Below are 18260 nucleotides of genomic sequence, written 5' to 3'. Positions count from 1 at the left end.
CAACTCCTTATGGAAAATTATAATGACCGTGAGTTCCAGGAACACTACCGGTATCTAAAATTTTCCCAGTCACTGGTTCGACTGGCCTTACGTTAAAATGTGGTTCAGCACCATGTAAAGGTGTTGCTTTAGCATGTCCTAAACTATGCTCCTGAATTACCACAGTCGAACCATTCCCGTCTTTGAAATGGTATTGTCGAGTTTCAATAGGGATCCCATTTTTATCTCTCATATAATCACCATATCCGTCACCTAATTTAGTCCTACTAACTTCATAAGGCTGCTGATTCTTAGGTATTCCTGCATCACGTTTAGCCTGCCTGAATGCATCCCTTCGACTAACACCTTCATAAGTTGTTTTCTTATTTGGTGCACATTTAGTTAACCCCAGCGGATCCACCCAACTCAGCGGATTCGGCGCATACTGATAAAGGTTAACCCCACCAGCAAGCCCTATCGGGTCATGGCTCACAAATCTGCCCGCGTCCGGATCATAATAGCGAAAGCGGTTATAGTGCAAACCTGTTTCCGCATCGAAGTACTGACCCTGATAGCGCAGCGGCTGATAGAACGGTTCTGCATTCTCCACTGCTGCCTGCTCTGTGCGCAGCGTATTGCCCCAGGCACGATAGACGGCACGCCAGACCACACTGCCATCAGCACCAGTCAACTCCCGTGGCAGGCCAGACACGTCGTTGTGATACCAGAAGATCTGAGCTTCATGCTCCGTTTCACCCTGCTGCAGACTTAGCTGCGCCAGCGGAGCAAAGCTGTCATCCTCATAAACCCAGATGTGCTGTCGCGAGCCTCTCACCTCACTCAGCAGGCGATTGCCTTCCCAGATAAAGCGCGTGATACCAAAAGCATCGCGTTTCCAGCTTCGGCGGCCAAACGCATCATAGCCGTAGGTGGTTCGCTGCTCGGTCCCGTTGCGGGCGCTTACTGATTCGGTCAGCTGATGTTCAGCGTTCCAGATAAAGAGCTGATCTGTGTGGCGGCCACTCTGTTTGCGCGTCACATTACCGAAGCCGTCATAGGTCCAGCGTTTATCTTCATAAACCCTGAGTCGGTTATCCTGCAGGGGCTGCGCCTGCGAATCACTCAGCAGATTGTGCGCCGGATCAAAAGCGAAATGCTCATCACGTGCCCGCGTCATCCGTCCCAGCGCGTCATATTCGTAACGATAATCGCCCGTGTATTTATCCGTCATCTGCGTCAGCTGGCCATCGCGCCGCCAGACATACTCGCGTGCCACCGCTGACTGCGCCCCACGACCCGCCCGCTGGCTTATCAGCCGGCCCATCTCGTCGTGCAGATATTCACTGCTGATTGCTCCCTGGGTGCGGCGCACTTCACGGTGCATGACGTCACGTTCGCTTTCGCTGATGACACGGTTACCAAAGTTGACCTGCACCCGATGCCCGCTGCCGTAGTAGAACTGCTTCAGTTCACGACCGTCGGGTAAAGTGGTGTGCGTCCGGTTACCCACCTCATCATAGCTGTGGCGCAGTTCATAACGATGACCCCGAACCAGCGTCCGCTCTGCGAGCAGTTGTCCGGCATCATCCCATTCGAGTTCAGAGCGTCCGCCGTGATTGACACCGGCCGTGAGGCGCCCCAGCTCATCGTAACGATAGCGGGTACGTTGCCATGTAGCATCTCCGCCGCGCGACACCAGTTTTTCCAGCAATCGCCCAGTGGGATCTCGTTGATAGTGCGAGTGAATTACTGGCCCGCTGCCATCGCCTTCTTCAATGCGAGCCAGCAGCCAGCCACTGTCATCATATTCATAACGCGTTTTACAACCATCAAACCCGCGCTCCTCCACCCGGTTATCCCGGGCGTCGTAGCGGAATGTATATCGCGCACCGTTCTCATTAATTAGTGCGGTCAGGCGACGGGCCCGATCGTATTCGTAGCCAATGCTGTGGCCAAGTGCATCAGTGCGTGATAACGGCAAGCCATCAGCGGCAAGCCTCCAGCGCGTAACCTGCCCCTGAGGATCCTGCCAGGCAATCAGACGTTTCCAGCGGTCAAACTCAAAGCTTTCCGTTCCACCATCGGCATGCACAATACGCTGAGGCATGCCATTCCATCGGTTATAGAACAGCGTCTGGTTGCCTGCGGCATCCGTCTGCTGCTTCAGCCAGCCATATTTGTCATAGTCAAATGTCGCTGTGCGCCCAGAGCAGTCGGTATGACTGATAAGGAAGTTGGACTGGTTCCAGCAAAACTTTTGTACGCCCGCCGCAGCATCACGCACCCTGACCAGATTGCCACGGTCGTCATGGTTGTATTCCGTGATGCGTCCGATCTCATCCGTAAAGCGGATTAAGTTTCCTGCTGTGTCGTAGATAAATTCCCGCGAGCCGCCCAGCATGTTGGTCACACGGACTGGTGTGTTCCAGCGTTCGTGATAATCAAAACGTGTAGTCTGACCGTCCGGCTCAATGACTGCCGTACAGTTGCCGCGTTCATCATAGCGGTAACGCGTTATCCGGCCACACTGATCAGTAAGTTGTGTCATCTGACCGCGGACATTACGTTTGATACGAATGGTTCCTTCCATCGCATCCCGATAGCCGATAAGTTCCTGGTTATCGTCGAAGTCGTAACGTGTCACGCGTCCCAGAGCGTCAACAACCGTTGTGGTCTGACCGCCATACTCAAAACGCCATTCCCCGCCGAGGCTGTCACGATGTGCCAGAACTTTTCCTTCAGGGGAATATTTATCGTAATGATAAAAACACTCCATTTCGCCCGCACGACGATGCGCCACCATAATATGGTTACGGTAACGAAATTCACGCAGCACCTCATTGAGCTCGTTACGCACGGCAATCAGGTCACCCTGAGTTGAATAATCGTAGCGACACAGGGTTTCAGCATTCAGAGGATCGGAGGGATAACAGACGCTGACGCTGGTGATGCGGAAAAAAGCGATGCCCGCGTCCGATTCAAAACGTGAGAAGTTGATATTGAATCGACGGCCAGCGCTATCTTCAATCTGCACCGGCAGATGCCGGATATCATAACGGAGCATCAGCCGGTTGCCATGACGATCGCTGATGGCAGACAACAACCAGCGGTCAGATTCAACTTTATGACTGAAGTGCCAGTGCTGGCTTTCATCCGCGGCCGAAATACAAAATTCCTCAGGCTGCGGCTGCGAGAGGTAGAGTTGCTCATAGCGATGAAGCTGAGGCTGGCGGCCCGCTTCCGGATAGGGGAACTCAATTTCGCGACCCTGTTCATCCATTAAGACCAGCAGACCCGCTTTCCTGCGTACTTCCTGTGAAATGGGCAGTGACCAGCCCTGTCCCAGCCAGCCATTGCCGATTTCATCGGAAAAATAGTAGCGTTGCCAGTTAAGGGGGGACCGAGGCTGGAAAAGAGAAATCATTATCTTCAGGGCCGAACAGCAGTTTGATCCCCAGTACAGGGTTAACCGGACTACCAATCGCCATATCGACCTGCGGCAGAGGCCTTGCCGGAATTTTGCATGGCTCAGTCTTTTTCTGCGCATGTCCTTTGTCACTGCCTCCCTTTTCACTGCCCGCTTTCTTAGCACTGATAACTTCATCAGCTTCTTTTTTGGTGGCTTTAGCTTCAGCTTGAGCGGCGGTTGTTTCAGCCTTGACGGCTGCTTTTTCTGCCAGTTCAGCACCTTCTTTTGCAATACCTTTGCCCACTTTCGCGGCTTCTACTGCTTTGCCAGCCTTTGCTGCCAGCTTACCGGCTTTAAATGCCGCCCCACCACCGGGTACAAAGTTAGCTGCCGCCGAAGCAGCTGAAAGTGCTGCGTTACCATAATCGCCTTCTGCGGTGTAAATGGCCGCGTTCGCGCCGTCAGCCACCGTGCCGACAATCGGAACTGCGCCTAACACGTCCAGACCGGTATGGACCCAGTCGCCATAACTGCTCCACCAGCTTTTCTTTTTCGGCGGGTTGGCACTGCCCGCCGCCACATGGCCTTGTGGCGCAGGCGCATATTGTAATTTACCAATCGTATTTCCGGTTGCCATTGGAGCTCCGTGCGAACATTTACAGGATGAAAAATAAAGTTATTGATAAAACGAATTTACCCGGAAATAAGTGATCACATCAGGCGGCGCAATAATATGAAAAGTCAGCCCAGTCTGAACTTGATCATTGCGGGAGTGAGGTGAGAATAAAAGCGCAGTAACCAGGGTTTGTCACAAAGGCTAGCCGATGCAGAATCAAAGAATTTATTCCGAATAGTGACAGTGACGCTGTTTTTTAGTCTGACTATAGTGGTATGGGTTAGTTGCACTAAAATCGTCAGACGATTTTAGTGCAACTAACCCATACCACTCAGCCTGTCCCAAAACCCTATGAGTTTGCTTGTGCCAGCGCTTTTATCTCTTTCAGCTTATCAATAGCTTTTACATTATCTTTATTTGTATTACTCATTACTTTATCCAGTAACTGATTAAAAGTTACATTGTTAACATCAGTAATATTTGCATCAGCGCCATGATTTAGAAGGTATTCAACCTGATCATATTGCTCGCCATATATCCCTTCAAATATTGCCGTTTGTCCAAGACCATCTTTGGCATTGACGTCTGTACCAATCTCTACAAGATATTTTAGAGTCGGGAAGGCTTTTTCATTAGTTGCATAAAATATTATTGGCGTGCTTTTAAAGCTCGCATTTTTATCCATCCCTCCCTTAATCAATGCCTTGATAAAAATAGGGTCTGAATATCCCGCTGTATTAGTTGCCACAGATCCCATATCGGCAACGTATTGTAGAGGATCAGCGCCATGCTTTACTAAAACACTCATTACATTGAGTCTGTTAACGTCCTTTTTTTGAAGCTTCACTGAGGGCATAATACAAAAACGTCAATCCCTTCTCACCAGGTTTATTAAGATCAGTCTGAGCTGATAATTTCTCCACCTCATCAACATTACCATCTTCAATTGCCTGCGCGAGTTGTAACTGGCTTCCTGAGAAATATTCTTCCGGATGGATCTTTTTCATATCACCACAAGCCTGTAATGTTAACAAAGAAAGCATTAACAGCAATAAGGTTATTTTCCTGATCAAAAATTACCTCCGGAAATTGCTGGCATATGACTGCTCTTTTCTAACTCCAGAAAGCCCATCATCTGACCCATACATTGAAAAACCCTAATTAGAGTGGCGCTTGATTGATTAATTTATTTAGCATAGTTTTAAACCCCTAGCCATTTTCATTTTTAATACGTGGAATGGCAGCATGCTTTATCAACAATATACAACTACCCTACTAAAATTCAGGCAAACCCCTGATAAGCACACCCTTACTGAAGGGCGACCAATTATTTAGAGCATCATGTTATCAACAAAATATTGCAAAACTTTTAATTGCGTTCAGAACCCGCACTAAATATAAAAATCATTTCTTAATTTATGCATCTGCTTTCACAACCTAAATCCAATAAAGCAGAAAAGTATTTCTATACGCTTCTTTTTAAGCTAATCCAATTTTTCATATAACAGAACCAAATCAGATTCTCTTATATTGTCTGTAGCATCGCTTATTTCAGCTCACCCTTCTGCCCTATGAAATAATTTTATAATATTCATCTCCAATCAAGAAAATTAATGACCTTGCTCTCAATTACAACTGATTTATTCTTTTTTTAAGAAACATGGCCTATTGATATAAAATAATAATAAAGCTTGTTTTTTTCATAAAACCAGTGTGACATCCCTGTCTCTTAACTGACCAAAATAGCCATGACATTATCAGCAAGAATCGAAATTAAGCACGTCCACCTTTTTGTTTAGCAAGCTTATAAATTTCCATTAGCTTATCCTGTGTAGAACCTTTCTCACCGTTATTGCGTTTGATCACATCGTCAAGTTGACGCATAAATGACCAACCGGTGTTTGTTTCAACCGCATTAGGATTGGCTCCGTGGTTCAGTAACCACTCGACAGTGTCTAACTGCATTCCATCCAGAGCAGCCATCACTGTCGATTTCCCGAGCGAATCTGTCGCGTTAATATTTGCACCACGATTTACCATCAGCGCCAGAGTTTTTAAGGTATCGTCTGAAGCGGCATCATGTAGCAAGGGTTGCCCCTGAACTTTCACATTGACGTCCATACCACCGTCAATTAACGCCGCCATAAACTCCGGGTAGGGCGATGTAGCGACTACTTCTGCCACACTGCCCATATCAGGCACATCCTGAAGAGGATTGGCACCAGCTTTGACGAGCTGACTGATGATTTCTAATTGCTGGTTTTTTCTATCCTTCGCTTGTTGCAAAGCAAAATAGAGCAATGTCATGTCCTGCTCGCCTGGTTTATTAAGAGAGGTATCAGGGGTTAGCTTCCTGACCTCCGCGATATTCTCACTGACGATAGCCTGGGCAAGGCTCAATTGTGTACCATGGAAAAATTGTTCTGGAGGGTATTTACTCATTGCATTACATCCTGAAACCGAAATTAAGAATATCAGACCACCATAGCGGGCTACTTTTTTTAAAAGAGACTTAACCATTTTTACTCCTTAAATTGAAGATAATAACTTCTCGTCATTATCTTTCTCCAGTTCAATACAGTGTTTTACCTGGTCCATCCCATGCATATCAATTGCGCTTCCCTCTCCGCCATCCATAGGATGCTTATTGCCAACTGCAGAAGGCGACATTACTAACCCCACTCCGACCGCACTAAATGCAACCGCACCCCATGGTCCCAGAGTTTTCAGTCCAGTAAGCCCAAGCCCACCGATCACTGCAGCTCCTGCCCAGAATCCAGGCTCCTGTATCATAGTAAGAACTTCACCTTTGACACGATAAGCAGAGATATTTTCTGCCGCTTCAGAGACAGGTGCTTCGCCGCTATACTTTTTAACGGTTGATGATTTCAAGCCTGCAGAATTGAATGTCCAGCCCGTTTTTCCGCTTGCCCGCGAAGCTGATGAAGCCATTCCGCCTCCCAGAGAATGTCCGGTCATATCAATTGGCGCTGAGGAGCGTCGAACCGATGTGCCTATTGAAACAGCCTGCTTGTAATAATTTGAGTCTACACCTATGCCCTGCTGAAGATTGTTTTTCCAGTCAACAGTTTCCGTCATTCGGGTCCCTCTGAATACGACGGATGCAGACATATCTTTCCCAAAAACAGCTTCATCGGGTTCATATACCCTTGCACGAAAACCCGGTTCTTTAGCGATTCTTAATGATTTTGGCGTAAGGTTATATTTTGCCAGCGCCTCAGGGTCGTCACTGATATCTTTCCAGCCTTCGGGTATGTCAGGCATAGGTCTGGTAGGATCGCGGGGCTCATAAACATAGTCCGCTAACCTCGCTTTCTCCATGCCGGTATTATTCTGTTCAAGCCGTAACGCTGCCTGCACCGCTTTAGGATCCTTACTATTCTTTCCTTTTTCAATCAGCGCTTTACGCCTTTCCCACGTTTCTTTCTTAGTCAGATTGCCACCACGCCCGCCAATCGCCTTGCCATTCATGGCAAACATATCCTGCACTCGATTTAGCGGAAACCCGCCAATATAGGTATCAGGACTGTGCTCTATTGACCAGCAGTCACCCTCAACCGTACCACTCACTACACCTTTGTTGCGTCCTGCTGCATCACCAATAGTGGTCGGTACGTAACTTATTTTATAAACAAACGCCGCATGACCATTAAATCTCACGCTGTCGATGGTGCTTTTAGAAGGTGCCAGTGTAGCAGTAACTGGATAAGGTACCGGTGGCTGAATGCCGGGGGTGAAACAAAGATCCGGCGCTAGCCCGACAACTTTGTATACACCGTCTTTACGTGCGGCATAGTTATCAGCCATGGCGTTGCTCCTTGTTGATAAGAGCCAATAGCGAAGGTGGCAACGGGACAAAACGGTCAGTCTGACTGTCGTTAAGCTGTTGCTGCGCACGTTGCATCATTACTTTTCGCGCATCCATAGCGATAAAGCGTAACTCCGTCATTGCAGGTTCCAGTTGTTCAGAAAATACCGCGCGATAGCTGCAATGGACTTTGCGCGTAGGTAAATCGATTACCAACGTGTCGAGTTGCAAATCATACGTCACTCCGGCGCCCTGCTGCGTTGTAACAAAGGCAAACAGAGTTTCAACCGGCACAGAAAAATCGATCTGCTGCCCACTCTTTTCCTGATGCGATATCAGGTTTTTGAGTGTGACGGGAATATGAGTCATAGGTTTGGGTAAGGGGAATTGCATCCACGGATGCGCTCCACACCAGTAGTCAAACCGAAAATCAGCGGGCAGAAACGGATGCCGATACTGTTTCCACGCTTCATCATAGGTACCGGCAAACGTAATGCGAGGATGCCAGCCTCGACCATAGAAACCAAAACCGGCAGGCAGATTTTCATCTTCAATATTCTTAACTGGATGGGGCAGCAGTTCAAACTGGGGTGCCGGAAGGTGCTGCAGCCTGAGCTCATTCTGAGCTTTGGCCGGTAACCAACCTCTGCCAACACTATTAACAGATGATGCCAGTTCTTCACCTTTTTCCAGTCGGTAAAATCCTCCCTGAGCAAATTCATAGCGTAAATCAACATGAGTAACAGGCTTTGCGTCAGTGAGATGCCAGGTGGCGACCATTTTTCGCCACTCGCGCGGGCCATAAACATTCAGCAGACGGGTGAAATCACCGATACGAGCGCCGGCAGTGAAATGCCGAACAGGCTTATCTTCAGGTGCCCACGCAGTGCCATTGATCACCACATCCAGCCTGGGTTTGTAAGGCGCAAAGTCGCTTTCAAAACGCACACTGCTCGTGCCTGGTTCATCGTAGTAGTGATCCTGCTCGACCAGTTCGCCCTGATCTTCACACAAGGTTAGCTTACCGGTAATGATATCGAGATCGTAGTTAACGCGAGCCACCAGCACGTTAAAGCCATGATTATGCTGGTCAAGCGACTCAAAAAAGCAGCGCCGGAAAGGCGCTATAGTTGGCAAAGTTTTCCATATCAGTTGATGTCTATCTGTGTTCCGTCGATATCAATCACCTTCTCACCGACCAGCTTGATCTTGTTCGCGCTGATAGTGATGGTGCCATTCTGCTCAAGCACAATCATCGATTCGCCACATACCAGGGTGATTTTGTCTTCAGCACTGAACTCCGCAGTAGTCCCGGCAGTCAATGCCATATCCCGCCCGGTATTGAGCGAATATTTCATGCCGACATGGTGTGCCTGCATTCCGCCGACATTAGTCATCCAGCCGCCACCAACGTTTAGCATGTATGCCGCGCCAATATTGGTGTTCTGCGCCAGACCGACATTGAGCATTGAAGCCAGTGCAATGGTTTCAGCTTTCGCCCTATCCACTTTCAGTGTCTGGTTGCCATTAATCGTTACCGACTGATTCTGACCAATCCGCACTTTCTCATTCTGATCGACTGTTTCAGTGCGGTTACTGTGTACGGTGATGGTTTCATTACCATCCACCGTTTCAGTACGGTTCTGATGAACGGTAATGGTTTCATTTTGATCAACCGTTTCTGTGCGATTTTTCTTCACCTCGGTGGTTTCATTGCCGCCGATGGTTTTAGTCCGGTTGCTGCCGACGCTGTGGGTTTCATTGTTCTCAACCTCAGTGTCCATGTTCTTCTCGGCATGCAGCCAGACCTGTTCCTCACCCGATTTATCCTCAAACCTTAACGCGTTCGCGGTGTCCGCCGTGCCATCCTTCGACCGGCTCAAAAACCCCATCTGCGTCGCCGCTGCCGGCAGCGCCCACGGCGGCATGCTTGCCTCGTTGTAAACCCGGCCAATGATCAGCGGACGATCCGGATCGCCGTTGATGAAGTCCACCACCACTTCGTCGTTCACTCGCGGGATCTGCACCCCGCCAAATCCCTGGCCCGCCCAGGCGCTGGAGACGCGCACCCAGCAGGAGCTGGTATCGTCGCCCTTCGCCAGCCGGTCCCAGTGAAACTTCACCTTTACCCGGCCGTAGCGGTCGGTCCAGATCGACTCGCCTTTCGGGCCCACCACCTTCGCGGTCTGCGGGCCGTGCGTTTTCGGCCACGCCGTTTCCGGCGGCGTGCGGTAGGTCACTGACGACGGCAGCACCGTGAAGTGGATGTTGTGACGGCTGTCGCCGGTGTCGCCGCTGGCGTAACTGTTTTCGGCAAAGTCATAGGTCGCCGAGGTCACCAGATACTCGCCGTTGTCGCTGAAGTGCGGCGCGTTGATGATGGAGAAGGTAAAGCCCGGCGCGATGCCGGTAGCCGTGCCCGACCCGCTGACGCTGTGGTGCTCGGCCTGCCACACTTCCTGACGGATGCGCGCATAGGACTCACCGTGGCTGTGGTCGACAAAATGGCCCGGCCAGTCGTAAACGTCCACCGAGCCCGGCACCGGCGACGCCGGATTCTGCCGGGCCTGCAGCATCCAGGCGTTCGGCTTGCGGAAGTCGTAGTCGTCGGTACTGTAGATGCCCGGCGTCACGCTTTCCGCCAGCGACCACTGGCTGATGCCCTCCTCAGTGACCACGCCGCCCGACGGGGTGACGTGATAGGCAATGGTCTCATAGCCCGGAAACGCCTGATGCTGGTCCGGCGCGTCGCACAGCACCAGCGTATGTTTATCCGCCTCGTGGCGGAAGAAGTAGTAAATCCCCTCCAGCTCCATCAGGCGGCTGATAAAGTCCAGGCTGCTCTCCTGATACTGCACGCAGTATTCCCACACCCGGTAGCTGCCCGCCAGGCGCGTCTCCACGTTGACCCCGTACTCCTTCAGCAGCGTCTGCACAATCTGCGGCACCGTCTGGCTCTGGAAGATGCGCAGGTTGCGGTCGCGCTTCATCGGCCACAGGTCCGGCTCGACCGTCAGCTCATAGACCGCGTAGCGGGTGCCGCTCAGCTCCTGGCTGCGCACCGCCACCCGGGTGATTTTGCCGTTGAGGTAGCGCGGGCTCAGCGCGTTCATCAGCCCGTCGGTCGGCAGCGTAAACGTCACCGGCTTCCCCAGCAGGGCGTGGCGGTCGATGCGCGCGTCGGTGGCCAGCAGTTCAGCGGTGAGCACAAACGGACGGGACAGCGTCTCGGTCCCCTTAAGCGTATGGAACAGCAGGCCGTCCGCCGGCAGCTGTGCAGTAATGCGTGAGAACATAAGTAATCCCTGACTATTAACTGTGTGGATCGAGCAACCAGACACCTTCTTCACTGATGTTCAGCGTTTGTTCGCGGGTGCCACTCTGGCCGCTGATGGCGAAGGTGTAGTTGCCCGGCGCCAGTTGCAGCGTGGCGAAGCCATTCACCGCCGGCACCAGCGCCTGCGGCTGACCGTTCACCTGAACGCGTTCACCCTGCTGCAGACGGATATAGACCTGGGCGACCGGCGCGGGTGGTGGTGCCGGTTGTGGATCGGGTTCACGTGCGGCGGTCTGCACCGGCTCAGCAGTCTGAGCCGGTGCGCTGGCAACGGTATCCGGCGGGGCCTCAGTCTGAGTCGGAGGCGCAGCAACCGGCTGGTTAACCGGCGCGACGGTGGCGGCAGGTGCGCTGTTTTGCGCGGTCTCAGCCGGCGGTGTCTGTTCGTTACCGCGTGACATCAGCAGACCGGCGCCCAGGCCGACCAGCACGCCAGCGGCAACCAGGCCCGGCAGTGCAAAGCGGTGTCCCAGCAGCGTTTTCAGTTTAGAGGCGGGTTTGATCACCTCCTCTTCTTCTTCAATCGGCACCAGCATGGTGCCCGGTCCGCTCATTTTTGCGCTGAGCAGCGGTTCCGGTTCGCGTTCCGGCAGCGCCATCAGCGCAGCAAAATCATCAATGCTCTGCGGACGATCTTCCGGTTTCAGCGCCAGCGCGCGATCGACGGCGCTGAGTAGTGCTGTCGAGTAGCCCGCCAGACGACGCTGTACCAGCGGCTGGTAGTTATCTTCGATGCTGCGCACCACGCTGACTGGCGGTGGCGCACCGGTGATCAGGGTATGCAGCACCGCGCCCAGCGCGTAAATATCGGTCCACGCGCCCTGCTCGCTCTCGTCGTTGTCGCTGTACTGCTCAATCGGCGCATAGCCGGGACGCAGCATGGTCTCGCTCTCATCCGACAGATTGCCGATAGTTTTACGCGCCGACCCGAAGTCCAGCAGGATCGGCTCGCCACTGCTCTGGATCTGGACGTTATCCAGCGAGATATCGCGATGCAGATAACCCGCTTCATGGATGGTTTTGATCGCGCCCAGCAGCGGTGGCAACATGCGACGGATCCAGGCCTCATTTACCGACTGCGGATTACGTTCGCTGAAGTTCGAGAGTGTGGTGCCGCTGTAGAACACCGTGCCCATGTAGGCGGTGTCGTTCTGCACCCAGAAACGCAGCACATGCAGCAGGTTCGGATGATTAAAGCGCGCCAGCAGACGCGCCTCCTGAATAAAGCTGTTTAGTCCGGCGTGAAAGGTTTTGCTGAACCGTTCGCTGCGCAGCACCAGATTCAGATCATCGCTGCGCACTGCCAGTGAGGCGGGCATAAACTCTTTGATCGCGATATCACGCTCAAGCTGGTGATCCCAGGCGCGATAGACGATGCCAAAGCCGCCACCGCCGATGACCTCTTTGATTTCAAACTCATTGAAGCGGTAACCCAGCGGCAAGGCGTTGGGGACATTCAGGGGTTGATCATGTTCCGACATATTCGATTACTCTCTGATAGCCAGGCTTTAAACCGCGAACTGGCAGACAAATTCACCCTGCTCACAACGCACATCGACGCGGCGATAGCGTTCATCACGGGCGTGGGCGCTCAGCAGGATCTGGCTCATCTGTGGCAACAGCGTGTTGGTAAGGATGGCATCCACCATGCGACCGCCCGACTCGACTTCGGTGCAGCGCTGCACGATCTGGCTCACCACCGACTCGTCGATCTGCGCTTCAATGCCGTGGTTATCATCCAGACGACGCACAATGCGCGCCAGCTGCAGCCGCACAATCTCCGCCAGCATCGCGTCGCTGAGCGGGTAGTAAGGCACCACCAGCAGGCGGCCTAACAGCGCAGGCGGGAACACCTCCAGCAGCGGCTTACGCAGCGCGGTGCTCAGAGCATCGGGATCGGGCATCAGTTCAGGATCGGCACACATCGCGCTGATTAACTGCGTGCCGACATTGGAGGTCAGAATGATGATGGTGTTGCGGAAATCGATGTGCCGGCCTTCGCCATCCTCCATCCAGCCTTTATCAAACACCTGGAAGAAGAGTTCATGCACATCCGGATGGGCTTTCTCAATCTCATCCAGCAGTACCACGCTGTAGGGGCGACGGCGAACGGCTTCGGTCAGCACGCCGCCCTCGCCGTAGCCGACGTAGCCCGGCGGTGCCCCTTTCAGCGTCGAGACGGTGTGCGCCTCCTGAAACTCACTCATGTTGATGGTGATGATGTTCTGCTCGCCGCCGTACAGCGACTCGGCCAGCGCCAGCGCGGTCTCGGTTTTACCGACGCCGGAAGGGCCGCACAACATAAACACACCGACCGGCTTGTTGGGATTATCAAGACGCGCGCGCGAGGTGCGTACCCGTCTGGCGATCAGATCCAGACCGTGACGCTGGCCTATGACCCGCTGGTTCAGGGTATCGGCCAGATTCAGCACCGCGTCGATCTCATTCTTCACCATTCTGCCCAGCGGAATACCGGTCCAGTCAGAGACCACGGCAGCCACCACGCCTGCATCGACGGCGGCAAACAGCAGCGGCGTGTCGCCCTGCAGCGCAGTAAGCTGCTGCTGCGTCGCATCACGCTGTGCACGCAGCGCCACATCCTCTTCTGTCACACAGCGGGCGCGCAACGCAATCAGCGTCTCGACCAGTTCGCGCTCCTGCAGCCAGCGCTGTTGCAGCGCATCCCGCTCGGCTTCCAGCGCAGTGCGCTGTGCTGCAATCGCCTGCTGGCGGGTGGCGTCGCCCAGGCCCACCCGGATTTCACGTTCAATGATCTCCGCTTCAATCTCCAGCGCCGCCAGGCGGTGCAGACAATCTTCCAGCGCCGCGGGCTGCGCACCCTGGCTGACCGCTACGCGGGCGCAGGCGGTATCCAGCAGCGCCACCGCTTTGTCAGGCAGCTGGCGCGCCGGAATGTAGCGATGCGACAGTTTCACCGCCGCACTGACCGCATCATCCAGCAACAGCACCCGATGATGTTTCTCCAGCGCGCTGACGGTGCTGCGGAGCATCAGAATCGCTTTGGCTTCATCCGGCTCCTGCACCTGCACGGTCTGGAAGCGACGGGTCAGCGCCGGATCTTTCTCGATGTACTTTTTGTATTCAGCCCAGGTGGTCGCGCCGATGGTGCGCAACTGTCCGCGCGCCAGCGCCGGTTTAAGCAGGTTGGCGGCATCACCGGTGCCCTGCTGACCGCCTGCCCCGATCAGGGTGTGGATCTCATCAACAAACAGCACAATCGGCGTCGGGCTGGACTGCACCTCATTGATCAGCGCCTGCAGTCGCGCTTCAAACTCCCCTTTCATGCCGGCACCCGCCTGCAGCATGCCGATGTCCAGCAGCCAGAGCTGCACATCGCGCAGCGGCGCAGGCACATCGCCCGCCGCAATACGCAGCGCAAGGCCTTCTACCACCGCGGTTTTCCCGACGCCCGCTTCGCCGGTCAGCAACGGGTTGTTCTGGCGGCGACGCATCAGGATATCGACCATCTGGCGGATTTCGTCGTCACGTCCGGTTACCGGATCAATGCGGCCTTCACGGGCGCGCGCCGTCAGGTCCTGCGCATATTGTGCCAGCGTACTGCCAATGGCGGCGGGCGGTGCGCCGCCAGCATCCGCCGGTGCGCTCAGCGCCTGCTGCGCTTCTTTGCTGTTGCCGAGCAGCGTGTCGAACTCCGCCAGCAGCACATCGGCGTTGACGCGGCCGAACTGACCGGAGATGCCTTTCAGCACGCTGGCCAGGTTGAAGGTTTTCAGCATGCCGATAAGCAGATGGCCGCCGCGAATGCGGGTCGCGCCATATTTCAGCGAGGCGTAAACCCACGCCCGTTCAACGGCGCTGTCGATATGCTCGGAGAGGTCGGAGACCGCACTGGCACCGCGCGGCAGACGATCCAGCGCGGCAACAATGTCCTGAGTCAGGGCCTTTTCATCCAGTGAAAAATGTGTGATGACCTGCTGTAAGTCACCATCCTGCTGCTGCATCAGCTGATGCAGCCAGTGCACCAGCTCAACATAGGGATTGCCGCGCAGTTTGCAAAAGGCGGTGGCGCTTTCCAGCGAGGTAAATAACAGCGTATCCAGTTTGCCGAATAGCACGGCACGGCTGATTTCTGACATAGGGGGCTCTCTTCAATGAAAGACGCAGGCTGTGTAACAGGGAAAGCGGCTGGGCTAGCGCGAAGCAGCCTCAACCTCAAACATAAAATCTTCACGATCTTGCGACTGCGGCGCGAGCCCCAGCCAGCTGGTATAGCCGAGTCGGGCAGTTCCACCCAGCGTCACACCCTGTACCTCGTCAGCGGCCAGGATCAGGCTGAGATCCCACTGCATTTCAATGCCGAGGTAGTGACGCACCCAGTCGCGTACTTCACACGCGCCGGGGGGCATCCGGCAGAAAACGGGCATATTGCGCGGCGCTGAGCGGTCCCAGGTGCAGGCGAAAACGGTGCTGCACATCGCGCACCGCCACGCCGAGAAATGCAGAAGCGCCCAGCCGGGGCATATGGCGTCCCGCGCCCAGTCGGGCCTGATCGCGCCTGTCCAGCGTCAGCCAGTGCGGCAGGTTCTGCGTCAGCCTGACCGGCACGCCAAAGTAGTGGCGCAGAATGCGCACCAGCCCTTCAGCATCGTGGCCGTGGCGGCTGAGATGGCCCACCAGCATCAGCCGGGCATGGAGGCTGAGCGAGCTGGCCTGCTGCTGGGCCGGTAAACCGATGCCCGCCAGGCAGGCGAGATAGTTCAGGAAGCGACTGTCGTCGGGGCGATCCAGCGACACGGTCGGCTGCGCATCGGCCCAGGCACGATAAAAAAGCAGCGTGGCGCGATGGTGAAACAGGTCAGCAAACGCCGACAGGCTGTGATCCTGATGATGCACGATACGTTCATGCACATATTCGGTCAGATGGGTCGGCAGCGGGCCGTTGGGGCCAAACAGCCCGAAGCTGTAGATGGAGAGCTCATGACGTCCCGCCTCGTCACGCGGCGTGGCGCTGGCGACGGTGGCGGGCGCAAACGCCAGTGACGGTGTCTGACCGATACGCACCGATTCGAACTTCGGCAGCGGCGCACGGCCCAGCGGATAGCGCTGACCGCCCTGCGCATCCAGCCGTCGCAGCAGCTGGAACAGATCGTAACGCCACGGCGCGGCCATCACCCGCTGCCAGAAATCATCCGGCAGACGGGTGAGCCGGGGCAGCGAAATCACTTTTTCGCCACTCATATCAGCGCTTTCCGGCCCATGCGCGGCGGCCAGTAGCCCACTTCTCCGCGCTGCTGGCTGTTCAGGGTGAACTCCGTGAAACTGTTGAGCGCCACAAGGCGGCCACAGACCCGCTCCAGCACGCTGCCGAACAGCCACGGGCTGGCCCCCGAAAACGCCTGCTCATCCACTTCCAGCGTGATGCTGACGCCGCGCGCAAATACCACCGGGCCCGGCTCCGGCACGCGGCGGTTGACCGCGCTGAGCGTGCAGTGGCGGATGCCGTCAATCTGACGGGCGACCGGCGCTTCCGCCAGGTTGGCGTAGAGGCTCAGCAGCTGACGCAGCGCCGCCGCGCCTTCTCCGTCGCTGCTGTCCATCAGGCTGAGGTAGTTCATCTGCAGATGGCTGATCAGCCGCCACGCGGAAAGTCCCTCGGCCAGCGCCGGACGCGGAGGCGTCGGCCCTTTGCACAGCTTCAGCTCCGATACCGGAATGGAGTCCGGCATCACAAAGTTGCCCTGATCCTGCTGCAGCATCAGCGGCAGATCGCGGCTGGTACACATCACGTCAGCGGAGAGATAGCGCACCTCGTCGTGCCACGGCGCGTGATGCTCATCCACCAGCGACAGAAAGACTTCAGAACCGATATAGCCCGTGCGCGTGCCGTAGCGCTGCGCCTGCTCGGACAGCGTGCGCTGTTCGCGGCGCAGTGAAAAATAGGCACCGTAATCGCCCTGGTCACCGCTGAAGGTGCTCCAGAACGGACGGAAAACCTGCTCTTCGCGCTTGCCCTCTACCGTAGCGAACAGCCGCTGCACCGAGTGCACCTCATAATCCAGCGGACGGATGTTATCTACCACCAGATGATATTCATGCTGGCTGTCGCTGACCTTCAGGCGCTCGGCGGTTTTCGGAAACAGATTGATGACAGGCGTGCAGTGCAGCGCCAGATGGCTGTGATCGACCACGCTTTCCAGTGCGCTGTCCGCTTTGTCGAGCAGAATGATGATGTCGAACGCCATGGCATTGTCGCAGCGGCGCAGAAACGGGGCCAGCTGGCTCAGACTGATAAACTGGAAGCGCGCCGGAAAGGCGAAATACTCCTGCAACAGACGATAGCCGTCAAAGTTGCGCAGATCGTCCGGCAGCAGCGCCTGCTCCGGCGCAAAGCCCTGCTGCTGTAACGCGTCATCTGTCAGCACCTGACGCTGCGGACGCTTCTCAACCGACTGCAGCACGATGCCCACCCGGTGCTGCATCAGCAGCTCCAGCAGTTTCAGTGCCTGGATATCCGGGCCGCTGAGAAACAGCATCAGATCGTCCACGCTAAGCTGACTCAGCGAGGAGATCCCTTCGCAGCTGATGCGGATACGCAGCGCACTGACCGCGCCCAGACCGCCGAGTTTCAGCTCGCCAGAGGGCAGATCGCCGGGCACGCCGCCGAGACTGGCTTCACTGATGCGCAGCGGATGCAGTACCACATCGTGCGCGGTGGTGTAGCTGCAGGTCACGCCGGTTTTTTTCAGGTTCTGGCTCTCCATCATGGTGCCGCGCGGCACGCGAAAGCCCTGGGTGATGTCGCCTTTGCGGCTGTCCGGCGTCAGCTGAGCGATCGCCATTGACGGCGTTGGCGAGAGATAGGATGGCGCAATCATCTCCAGCAGACGCTGCGAGAAGCGCGGAAACTCCGCATCCATCTTCAGTTGCACGCGCGACGTCAGGAAGGCAAAACCTTCCATCAGCCGCTCGACATAGGGGTCCGCCACGTCAATGCCGCGCATGCCAAGACGTCCTGCCACTTTAGGGTAGCGCGCAGCGAACTCGGCCCCCATCTCACGCAGGTAGGCCAGTTCACGGTTGTAATAGTCGAGCAGATTGCTGTCCATGA

Annotated in this window: 8 protein-coding genes and 3 pseudogenes; all 11 read right to left on the bottom strand. The window is 55.0% G+C overall.

The annotated features are described in order from the left end of the window. Positions 1-7: 7 nt before the first annotated feature. Positions 8-4025: pseudogene (locus JNO11_RS07595) on the bottom strand (RHS repeat-associated core domain-containing protein). Between the two features lie 328 nt (positions 4026-4353). Next, the gene (locus JNO11_RS07590; RefSeq protein ID WP_325177131.1) at positions 4354-4812 is read right to left on the bottom strand and encodes an ankyrin repeat domain-containing protein; all 459 of its coding nucleotides are present in this window, start codon (positions 4810-4812) and stop codon (positions 4354-4356) included. Positions 4813-4825: 13 nt separating this feature from the next. Beyond that, positions 4826-5077 (bottom strand): hypothetical protein, encoded by a 252-nt coding sequence (locus JNO11_RS07585; RefSeq protein WP_325177130.1) that lies wholly within the window; start codon positions 5075-5077, stop codon positions 4826-4828. 700 nt (positions 5078-5777) lie between these two features. Continuing rightward, complete coding sequence (locus tag JNO11_RS07580) at positions 5778-6524, bottom strand: ankyrin repeat domain-containing protein (RefSeq protein ID WP_325177129.1); 747 nt, start codon at positions 6522-6524, stop codon at positions 5778-5780. A gap of 9 nt (positions 6525-6533) precedes the next feature. After that, positions 6534-7832 carry a DUF4150 domain-containing protein gene (locus JNO11_RS07575; RefSeq protein ID WP_010669914.1) on the bottom strand — a complete coding sequence of 433 codons (1299 nt, stop codon included), beginning with the start codon at positions 7830-7832 and terminating at the stop codon, positions 6534-6536. Continuing rightward, positions 7825-8980 (bottom strand): annotated as a pseudogene (locus tag JNO11_RS07570) (DUF2169 domain-containing protein). Before JNO11_RS07570 ends, JNO11_RS07575 begins: the two are co-directional and overlap by 8 nt. Before the next feature lies 1 nt (position 8981). Then, on the bottom strand, positions 8982-11129 hold the full coding sequence (tssI, locus tag JNO11_RS07565; protein ID WP_313925425.1) for a type VI secretion system tip protein TssI/VgrG: 2148 nt from the start codon (positions 11127-11129) through the stop codon (positions 8982-8984). Between the two features lie 16 nt (positions 11130-11145). After that, positions 11146-12651, bottom strand: a complete 1506-nt coding sequence (locus tag JNO11_RS07560) for a serine/threonine-protein kinase (RefSeq protein WP_111533704.1) — start codon at positions 12649-12651, stop codon at positions 11146-11148. Positions 12652-12678: 27 nt separating this feature from the next. Further along, positions 12679-15288, bottom strand: coding sequence for a type VI secretion system ATPase TssH (tssH, locus tag JNO11_RS07555; protein WP_325177128.1), 2610 nt, complete (start codon positions 15286-15288; stop codon positions 12679-12681). Between the two features lie 54 nt (positions 15289-15342). Beyond that, a pseudogene (tssG, locus tag JNO11_RS07550) lies at positions 15343-16390 on the bottom strand (type VI secretion system baseplate subunit TssG). Further along, on the bottom strand, positions 16387-18258 hold the full coding sequence (gene tssF, locus JNO11_RS07545) for a type VI secretion system baseplate subunit TssF (RefSeq protein WP_010669908.1): 1872 nt from the start codon (positions 18256-18258) through the stop codon (positions 16387-16389). The pseudogene tssG and the gene tssF overlap by 4 nt, the downstream one beginning before the upstream one ends. Between the last annotated feature and the right edge of the window lie 2 nt (positions 18259-18260).

The sequence above is a fragment of the Pantoea sp. 1B4 genome (genome assembly GCF_016925765.1).
Classification (GTDB): Bacteria; Pseudomonadota; Gammaproteobacteria; order Enterobacterales; family Enterobacteriaceae; genus Pantoea; species Pantoea agglomerans.
The sequence above is the reverse complement of the archived record's forward strand: the minus strand, read 5'-3'. Positions and strand labels throughout refer to the sequence as shown.

Excerpts from the sequence above, each read along its gene's own strand:
- JNO11_RS07590 (WP_325177131.1), bottom strand. The coding sequence starts at position 4,812 with ATGAGTGTTTTAGTAAAGCATGGCGCTGATCCTCTACAATACGTTGCC.
- JNO11_RS07580 (WP_325177129.1), bottom strand. The coding sequence starts at position 6,524 with ATGGTTAAGTCTCTTTTAAAAAAAGTAGCCCGCTATGGTGGTCTGATA.
- JNO11_RS07575 (WP_010669914.1), bottom strand. The coding sequence starts at position 7,832 with ATGGCTGATAACTATGCCGCACGTAAAGACGGTGTATACAAAGTTGTC.
- tssI (WP_313925425.1), bottom strand. The coding sequence starts at position 11,129 with ATGTTCTCACGCATTACTGCACAGCTGCCGGCGGACGGCCTGCTGTTC.
- JNO11_RS07560 (WP_111533704.1), bottom strand. The coding sequence starts at position 12,651 with ATGTCGGAACATGATCAACCCCTGAATGTCCCCAACGCCTTGCCGCTG.
- tssH (WP_325177128.1), bottom strand. The coding sequence starts at position 15,288 with ATGTCAGAAATCAGCCGTGCCGTGCTATTCGGCAAACTGGATACGCTG.
- tssF (WP_010669908.1), bottom strand. The coding sequence starts at position 18,258 with ATGGACAGCAATCTGCTCGACTATTACAACCGTGAACTGGCCTACCTG.